This window comes from Coprobacter sp., assembly GCF_982436375.1.
The window spans coordinates 1-9,597 of the sequence record NZ_CEWDCG010000121.1 but is presented as its reverse complement, the minus strand read 5'-3'; the positions used below and the strand labels follow the sequence as shown (position 1 = coordinate 9,597).

The 9,597-nt window shown below is 39.3% G+C and carries 5 protein-coding genes; all 5 read left to right on the top strand.

Annotated elements, in window-relative coordinates; translation table 11 throughout:
• A partial coding sequence (locus tag AC1WHX_RS07900; protein WP_481229108.1) for a hypothetical protein occupies window positions 1–1,327 on the top strand: 1,327 nt, incomplete at its 5' end.
• A gap of 216 nt (window positions 1,328–1,543) precedes the next feature.
• On the top strand, window positions 1,544–2,773 hold the full coding sequence (locus AC1WHX_RS07895) for a glycoside hydrolase family 99 protein (protein ID WP_303007992.1): 1,230 nt from the start codon (window positions 1,544–1,546) through the stop codon (window positions 2,771–2,773).
• A gap of 24 nt (window positions 2,774–2,797) precedes the next feature.
• A complete protein-coding gene (locus AC1WHX_RS07890) occupies window positions 2,798–5,101 on the top strand; it encodes a GH92 family glycosyl hydrolase (RefSeq protein WP_437439000.1) in 2,304 nt (767 codons plus the stop codon).
• Between the two features lie 10 nt (window positions 5,102–5,111).
• Complete coding sequence (locus AC1WHX_RS07885) at window positions 5,112–8,018, top strand: glycoside hydrolase family 2 protein (protein ID WP_122337054.1); 2,907 nt, start codon at window positions 5,112–5,114, stop codon at window positions 8,016–8,018.
• 241 nt (window positions 8,019–8,259) lie between these two features.
• On the top strand, window positions 8,260–9,408 hold the full coding sequence (locus AC1WHX_RS07880; protein ID WP_122337055.1) for a chorismate transformation FkbO/Hyg5 family protein: 1,149 nt from the start codon (window positions 8,260–8,262) through the stop codon (window positions 9,406–9,408).
• The last annotated feature ends 189 nt before the right edge of the window (window positions 9,409–9,597 follow it).

Below are 9,597 nucleotides of genomic sequence, written 5' to 3'. Positions count from 1 at the left end.
TTATATGATTATGCGTGATTTGGATAAAGATAATATTTTCAATTATATTAATTGGAATGATTTTAGTTTACGCTGTTGGGATAAAAACGGAGTTTGCGATTTTTATGAAGATTATAGCGGTCAGACGATGTTCATGAAAATTCATACATCTACTTATGACATTAAAGATTTACGTTTGAATTGGGAAAATCCGTTTTTGTTTTATGATGAAGATGGCGATGGTCTGACCGAAATGGCTATACGGTTTGTCGATTCTCCTAAAATAAAAGATAGAAGCAAACCTTCGAATAGTTATGTAAACCGTCAGTTGGAAGGACGTATCGATTGGGTTTCTATGGCTGTCGATTTAGATAACGACAATGGTCCTGGTAACGAATTTGATTTTGATTTTACAATAGGTTTTCAAGGTAAAGGTTTCGATTACACTGATCAGGTACATAAAGTTAATAATTTGCGAGGCATGCCTGAGGCGGATAAATTTTTCATGGATCCTCGTTACCGTCAATTGACAGAATTTTTGTATCCCGACCATAAAAGTGCTAAAGAGATGATCTTTAAAAGAGGAGAGTGGTCGAGAGTTAATTTTGTATATGACGAAGACGATGATTGCGGACGTTGGGAGCGAGTAGTATTTTATGATCCGTTAGATCCGTTCAAAATCGGCTGGAAAAATGGCGGTATTGATAATAATAAACAGTCTGATGCTGCCGGAGACCGGGGAGAATGGGATATGGATAATTCGGGAAAAGGTAAATTATATGTAGGTAAGTTCGACGGTCGTTTACATTTATATGGAGCTGAATGGGGTTGCTGGCGCATAGACCAGAATGCCAATTATTATCAAGGCTGGGATCGTATGTGGATGGGTATGGACCGGCAGCCCGGAAAATTCGGTACTGTAAAATATACCGATAAAGATGACAACGGCTTTTTCGATTATATCGAATATGATCTTGACGGAGATAAAAAGTTCGAGATGACGATAGATTTAAAGGCACTGGGGCTGGATGATCGCTGTGAGTTGATCGATATTTCTACATTCAAATATAAAGATTATACTTCTATGATGAAGAAAATGTCTAAATCGATGTGGAAAAATGCAATGACTGCCGTTCAAGTTGCGCATAAATATAATGTACAGACATTGTGGTATGCTAAATTGATGCAGGCGCTTTCTGTCCGTCAGCAATACAATAACGGTTATTGGTTGCAGTTCTATATCTATAAAGATCTTGAACACACTTTTATGCAGAAAGGAGATCAGGAAAAATTAAAACAGTTGACTGTTGCATATTATTCGGGAAATTGGAAATCGATGCTGAAGTAATATAGCGACATAGACTGTGATCGAGTAAGAATATCCGTTGACATGGGCAGAAAATCTTTGTCAGCGGATATTTTTTTTGAGAAAATGAAGTTAAAAGGTCAATTGTACACTTTTTTAAGAATTTATTTATCGGCTTATTAAGTAAAAATTAATAATGGGGTTTTTACTTTGTTTTCGTAATCGATAAAGAAAAAGGAATATTAAAAGTATATACGCATGAAGAACAAGAATCGTTTATTTTTCGTGATTATCATGATCTTTCCGTTTATCACGATCTCTGCGAAAAATACAAAATATAATTCATATAAGGGGCTGATAATGGCAGGCTACCAAGGTTGGTTCAATGCTCCCGATGACGGTGCGGGACGGGGCTGGTATCATTATTCAGGACCGAAAGGACGTTTTGAACCGGGATGTTGTACTATCGATATGTGGCCTGATGTACGGGAATATAAGAAAGTCTATAAGACGAAGTTTGTTTTTGATGACAGTACTCCGGCTTATACATTCAGTTCGCATGACCCTTCTACGGTAGATACCCATTTTCGTTGGATGAAAGAGTATGGTTTAAGTGGAGTATTCATGCAACGATTTGTCAATGAAGTAAAAGGAAAGAGTGGAAAAATGCATTTTAATAAAGTTCTTGCTTCTGCTGTTTCTTCTGCCCGAAAATATGACAGGGCGATTTGCATAATGTATGATCTGAGCGGAATGAAAAAGACCGATGTCGATTTTGTACTGTCGGATTTGGATGAGCTGGATAGTACTTATAAGTTTAAGAAAAGAAAAAAAGTGCCGACCTATCTTTTCCATAATAAAAAACCGTTGGTAGCTGTTTGGGGAGTGGGATTCCCCGGCCGTTCTTATGATGTGGAGGATGCTGCAAAATTGGTGAAAGAAATCCGGAAACGGGGATATAGCGTTATGCTGGGGACTCCGGCAAGGTGGCTTCCCAAAGAAGGAAAAACTCCTTCTGCAAGTCAAGCCGAATTATTGGATTTGATTAAAGAATGCGATATCGTAATGCCTTGGTTTGTGGGATGGTATAATGGTAAGGTGTATCTGAATATGCAGCCGATTATAGCGGAACATTTAGATTGGTGTAATAAAAATGGGGTTGATTATGCACCATTGGCTTTTCCCGGTTTTTCTTGGAAAAATATGTACGGTCCTAATACTACTCAAATACCGAGAAATAAAGGTGATTTTTTCTGGGCACAGTTATCCGGAGCTATTTCTATGGGTGCAGAGATGTTGTATATAGCTATGTTCGATGAAATAGACGAGGGAACTGCGATATTTAAATGCGCTACCCGTGTCCCGGAATCGTTTGTGCCGATAGAAGAGGGATTGCAAAGCGATCATTATTTATGGTTGGTAGGGGAAGCCGGGAAAATGTTGAGGAAAGAGATACCGTTGAGTATATTCCAACCTGTTAGAAAATAATCGCAGAATTAATTAAGAATAGTTATGAAGAATATGAAATTAATAGGGTGTCATCTGGCAGCAGTTATTGTTTTTTCAGGATTGTTTTTTTCTTGTTCGCAAACTCATGTTGTCAAAGAGTATGTAGATTATGTTAATGTATTCATCGGGACAGGTGGGCACGGCCACACCTATCCCGGTGCTACGTTGCCTCACGGTATGGTGCAGTTGAGCCCTGATACGCGATTGTTCGGGTGGGACGGCTGTTCCGGATATTATTATGCCGATAGCTCTATAATCGGGTTCAGTCATACGCATTTGAGCGGTACGGGAATCGGAGATTACGGGGACATACTGATGATGCCTACTTCCGGAGAAAATAAATTTATGGTATCAGGAAATGCGGAAGATCCTGATTCAGGCTATCGTTCTCGTTTTTCTCATAAAGAAGAAGAGGCTGTTCCGGGATATTACAAAGTTCGGTTGTCCGATTATGATATTACCGCTGAGTTGACTGCTGCCCTGAGAACAGGTTTTCATCGTTATACATATCCGGAAGGTAAAGCTGCCAATTTGATTATAGATATGGAGCCTACGATTCATGGTCATCAACATCCGGTTACGGAAATACGGATTGTAAATGATTCTACTGTTTCGGGAATGAAATATACGACGGGATGGGCAAAAAATCATTATGTTTATTTTTATGCAGAGTTTTCAAGACCGTTTACTCATACGTTGTATTCGGGAGATACATTAATTGAGGGAAATCTCGTGAAAGCGAAAACGGCAAAGGCGTTGTTGACTTTTATTCCTGAGGAGGCAAAAAAAGAGGTTCTGGTTAAAGTCGGCATTTCTTCTGTCGATTGTGAAGGTGCGAAGAAAAATATGAAGGCTGATATTTCGGGATGGGATTTTGATAAAACCGTAGCGGATGCCCGTAAAATATGGAATAACGAACTTTCGGTTATCGATGTCAAGACCGATGATGCTGAACAAAGGGAAATTTTCTATACAGCCTTATATCATACGGCCATATCGCCTTGTATCGCTTCTGATGTTGACGGACGTTACCGGACAATGGGACACACGATCGTACAAGACACTTCTTATACGAATTATACTCTTTTTTCTTTGTGGGATACTTTCCGGGCATTGCATCCGTTATATACGGTGATTCGTCCCGATATTAATCAGGCATTTATCCGGGCTTTCTTGAGAAAATACGATGAGAGCGGCGTACTTCCCAAATGGGAACTGGCTTCGAACGAAACCGGTACGATGATCGGTTATCATGCTGTATCGGTAATTGCCGATGCTTTTTTCAAGAATCAACGTAATTTTGACATAAATAAAGCTTTGTTGGCATGTGTCCGTTCATCTACTTATGATACGACGGGTATTACACCTATGATGCCGGCTTCTATTGTTGCTCGTATTATGCCTTTGGAATTAAAGTATAAAAACGAATTAGGTTATGTACCGGCCGATCGTTGCGGAAGATCGGTCTCGCAAGGTATAGAGTTTGCATATAATGACTGGCTGATCGTGCAGATGGCAGAGGATTTGGATCAGAAAGATATAGCTGATACTTATACAAAAAGAGGAGAATATTGGAAAAACTACGTTGATCCTGAGACCCGTTTGATGAGAGGTCGCAATATGAATGGTTCATGGGTAACGCCTTTTGATCCGAGAGCGGCTTTTAAGGGTTCTTGTTATGTAGAGGGAAATGCGTGGCAGTGGAGTTGGTTTATTCCTCAAGATGTTCCCGGATTGATCGAAGAAATGGGAGGAAAGGATGCTTTTGTTGCCAAGTTGGATTCTATGTTTTCAATGTCCTCGGAGTTGACCGGAGATGCCGGTGCAGCTCTCGATGTTACAGGAATGATAGGACAATATGCACATGGAAATGAACCCAGTCATCATATCCCTTATCTTTATAATTATGTAGATGAAGCATGGAAGACCCAGGCTTTGGTCGATTCTATTCTTTGTACTTTATATCACGATGATCCGGATGGAATTTCGGGAAATGAAGATTGTGGTCAAATGTCGGCTTGGTATGTCCTTAATTCCATGGGATTTTATTCTTTCTGTCCGGGTATTCCGGTTTATGAGATCGGCCGTCCGTTGTTTGACGAAGTTACGGTGCGATTGTCCGGGGATAAGACATTTGTAGTAAAAGCATTAAATAACAGTAAAGAAAATAAGTATGTCCAGTCTGTAAAATGGAACGGTTTACCGTTATCCGAACCTCGTTTTTCTCATCAAATGCTTGCCAGTGGGGGAGTATTGGAGTTTGAAATGGGGAAAGAACCTAACAAGGAATTATTTAAAACGTATTAATTTGATTTACATGAGAGATACTATTGCAATTTTGAGTTTGACGGCAGCATTATTGACGGGAGGAGATTTGTTGTTTGCAAAGGATAAAGTCGTGTTTAATCGGGATTTTTCTCCTGCAGAAGGACTTGTGTCACCGCAAGAAAAACCGTATCGGCAAGAAATATGTTTGAACGGGCTGTGGGATTTTCAACCGGTAGCCGTGTCTCGTGATTGGAAGCAGGGGAATGGAGTTGCCCCCATATTGACAGAGCCTCGAGAGGGGCAGTGGGAACGAGTAAAAATAAAAATTCCGTCACCGTGGAATGTAAATGATTGGGGCGGTGGAATAGAGACCGGAGAGGGTTCAAAGAATCCTTACGCTCCGAGTTCTGTTTATTATCCCTCATATCCATCCTCTTGGATACGAGAAAAAATGGGGTGGTTACGCCGGGAGTTTTCGATACCTGCCGATTGGAAAAAAGATAATCGTCTGATACTTCATTTTGAAGCTGTTGCAGGAGAATGTGTTGTAAAGGTCAATGGTAAAGAAGTTTGTCGGAATTTTGACCAATATTTGCCGTTTGATGCGGATGTTACCGATTATATTGATTGGAATAAGCCGAATGAGTTGTTAGTAGGTGTACGCCATAATACTCTTTTCCAGAAATTTCATCCGGAATATAAAAAAATGAAAACAACTTATGCATTGGGTTCTAATACCGATAAGATCGTCGGTATTTGGCAAGATGTATTTTTGTGGGCTGTACCTGAAGTTCGGGTAACGGAAGCTTTTATAAAGCCTTGGGTGGATCGTGATGAACTGGAAATAGATGTAAATATAATCAATCAGTCTCGACAACTTAAAACTATTTTATTAGGAGGTGATGCTCGTGAGTGGATCAATAATGCCGGAAAAACGATTTTGGATGCTCCTGAGATTAAATGGACATTAGGACATACGGCATTGACGATAGATCCGGTATCTGTGACTTTAAAACCGGGAGAAACACAAAAAGTAACTTTACAAACTAAAGTAGGAAATCGATTGAAACTTTGGTCACCCGAAACCCCTAATTTGTATATGCTTTCTTTGAAAATTTCAGATAAGAAACAAACGTATGATATTAAGGATATTCGTTTCGGATGGCGTCAGTTCAAACTGTCGGGAACAGACTTTTTGTTGAACGGTAAGAAAATTCAGTGTATCGGTGATATACAGCACCCTTTCGGTCCTTATATCTGTTCACGTCGTTTTGCTTGGGCATGGTTGCAGATGATTAAGGATTTTGGAGGGAATTCGGTACGTCCTCACGCACAGCCGTGGCCGCGTGTGTATTATGATTTGGCGGATGAGATGGGAATTATGGTATTGGATGAAACCGGATTGTTCGGAAGTTCTATCAATCTTAATTTTGAAGCACCTGAAGCTTGGGAACATTATGCGGAACATTTGGAACGTCTGATTCTTCGAGACAGAAATCACCCTTCTGTAATCGGTTGGAGTGTCGGTAATGAATTATTTGCTATTGCTCTTTTAAATAAACCGTCTAAAGAGGTGGCGAAAAAATGGGATGATAAAATTGTAGAACTTGCAGATCGTGTGCCGGCATGGGATCCGACGAGGGGTTTTATAACTTGTGACGGAGACCGGGATTTAGACGGGCGATTACCTGTGTGGAGTAAGCATTTCGGGCACGGGCTGAAATTGGATTTATTACCGGAGAAGAAAGATAAACCGATGATTGTCGGAGAATCGGGAGCCACCTATTATGGGAAACCTGATCAATTGTATCAGTTTGCAGGAGATAAGCCATATATTTCTTATTTCGGACGTAATGAAGCTTTGGCAGTAGATGTATATCAGAATGTACAGAAAATGGCAAAACCGTTTTTGGCTTATTATTCACCGTCCGAAGTTTGTTGGTTCGGATTGGAACATCTGAATCTCGGTTATGGCGATTATTCCCGTTTACCGGATGGGCAGGACGGTGTATTTGCCGGAAAAGTTTATGAAGAGGGTAAGCCTGGATATCAATTTGAGCGCATTCCGCCTTATGTGACAACTTTTAATCCGGGAATCGATCCTTCATTGCCTCTCTATAAACCGTTGCCTATGTTTCATGCCTTAAAGGCTGCATTAGCAGATAAACCTTGCGAATGGGATCATTATACGGAGTTGAAAATTCCGAAACCCGCAGCTCTTCCTCAGCCGGTGCATTCCGAAGTATTTTTTATCGGAGATAAAACCGGAGCATTGGCTGGTCATTTAAGAAAAACAGGGATAACGTTTTCTAAGGATAAAAAGTCTTCTGTGGTAATTGTTGATGGAGAGAACATCGATGACGATCAATTAAAGCAATTTGCCGCTGTTATGAAATCTGCTAAAAAATCCGGTCGTACGATTCTGATAATGACAGCCACTAAAGGTCTTGATTCGAAGATTTTACCGTTATTGCCTGCAAATATTGAAACGACAAATAGAACGGCGACGGCATTTAATCCCGGTGAAAGATCTGAATGGGGAGGATATTTTACTGTCCCGGCACTTTATTTTTCAGAAATAGATAGTAAAGAACCCATCCTTAAACAGGGACTCTCAGGAGCTTTTGTCGATGAGGGAACTATCGTTTTCGATGCCTCGGGAGTCGATTGGTCTCTCTTTAATCGGGCTCCGGAGAATAGGAAATGTGCACAAGTAGTATTATATGAAAAGCTACAGAAACCATCAGGGGTAGCAATGGTTACCTATCCTTTAGGAAAATCGGTGATAGCAGTTTCTTCTATAAACTATCTTGTCGATACAAAAGAGACTGCGGCTTTTTGGGAACGATTCTTTTCTGTGATGAAAATAGATTTGAATAAGGATAATGTACAGTCTGGAAAAAATAAAAAGGTACAGCACGATTTATTGTTGGACGGACCTGTAGATAGTAAATAAATAATTATTAGGTTTTCATTATTAGGGGTAAGAGTCTGTTTGAATTTTGTACAGGTCGAGTTTGAGAATTTCCTCATCGTAAAATTTAGATAGGCTTTAAGAATGTCCGGTCGTCATTTGATGTTCGGGCATTTTTATTTTTACCTATTTTTAGGTATTGCAACAAGATTGTATCATTTTGTACTTTTGTATCAAAATTAAGCGTTGCAAAAAATATTGCGAAAAAATAAGAATAGCAGGAATGAATGATTGTCGTTATATATGTCGCTCTTTAAGGGAAAGCCAGGCGGACTTTTCTGCCATGGTAAGGTCTTTATTGAATAGGTATCAACCGAAAAATGTCCCTGTCCGTCTGGTCTTTTTCGGAGACGTTACGGATAATGTCCGTTATCGGGAAGAGCTTGATATTATTCGAAAAGAAGCCGATATCCATTTTGGAGATAAACTCCCTGTAATTAGTTATGTAGCTCAGAAACCCTTGGACGGTAGCGGTTTGGTTATGGAAGCTCATGAATTGAAAATACTTCAAGGGGAGACGGTTGAATATAAATCGTTGTGGACAAATTTTTATATTACAGTAACATCCTCTCATGTGAAACATCTCTTTTTAGGAGGAGTAATGAGCGATAATTTAGACGAAAGTTTCTCCGTTCAATCTTACAATGTATTTGATATTGTCGAAAAGATATTGCAGATAGAGAACATGCCTGTACATTCTATCGTCCGACAATGGAATTATATTGAACAGATTACGGCATTTGACGGAGAACATCAACATTATCAGGATTTTAATGATGCACGAAGTTTTTTTTATAATTATTCACAATGGCCTGAAGGTTATCCTGCGGCAACAGGAATAGGAACGGCGTGTGGAGGAATTGTTGTCGATATCAATGCGGTTTATGCGGATGACGCTTCTATAAAGATCGATGCAATAGATAATGGTTGGCAAGTCGCGGCACATGCTTATTCGCAAGGTGTTCTATTCGGGGAGAAAGATCCTCGTTTTCAAAGTAGAACTACTCCTAAATTTGAACGTGCTAAACGGGTAAAGCAGGAAAAATATGAAATAGTTTATGTGTCGGGAACTGCAGCTATACGTGGAGAAGAAAGTCTTTTGGAAGTCGGTATTGAAAAGCAGACTCAAGCAACAATAGAAAATATCGATTATCTGATTTCAGAAGAAAATATTCGAAGGCAAGGTATTTTGTTTTTCGGGTCTTCTTATAGATTAAAAAGTTGCCGAGTATATCTGAAAGATATTTCTTTAATGGAAAATGCCCGAGTGATTGTTGAAAAGCTATATTCCGATGTTGAGTCTATTTATCTTTTAGCTGATGTGTGTCGGGATGAATTATTGATAGAAATAGAAGGAATCGCTTCTGTATGATTGATTTTGAATTGTAAAGTTTTCGCATAGTTATAAAGTCTTCAAATTATTTTTAATTCCTTTTTATATCGAAAAACAATTTTTATATTTGATCTGTAATTAAAATTCTTCGTAAGGTTAGAATCTTGAATAAGAACTTTATTACTGATCATTAGATGTTGATGTATTATTGGGTAGGTTATGAAAGGA

What these genes read in the sequence shown, in the direction of transcription:
- AC1WHX_RS07895 (WP_303007992.1), top strand. Translation starts at nt 1,544, where the DNA reads ATGAAGAACAAGAATCGTTTATTTTTCGTGATTATCATGATCTTTCCG.
- AC1WHX_RS07890 (WP_437439000.1), top strand. Translation starts at nt 2,798, where the DNA reads ATGAAGAATATGAAATTAATAGGGTGTCATCTGGCAGCAGTTATTGTT.
- AC1WHX_RS07885 (WP_122337054.1), top strand. Translation starts at nt 5,112, where the DNA reads ATGAGAGATACTATTGCAATTTTGAGTTTGACGGCAGCATTATTGACG.
- AC1WHX_RS07880 (WP_122337055.1), top strand. Translation starts at nt 8,260, where the DNA reads ATGAATGATTGTCGTTATATATGTCGCTCTTTAAGGGAAAGCCAGGCG.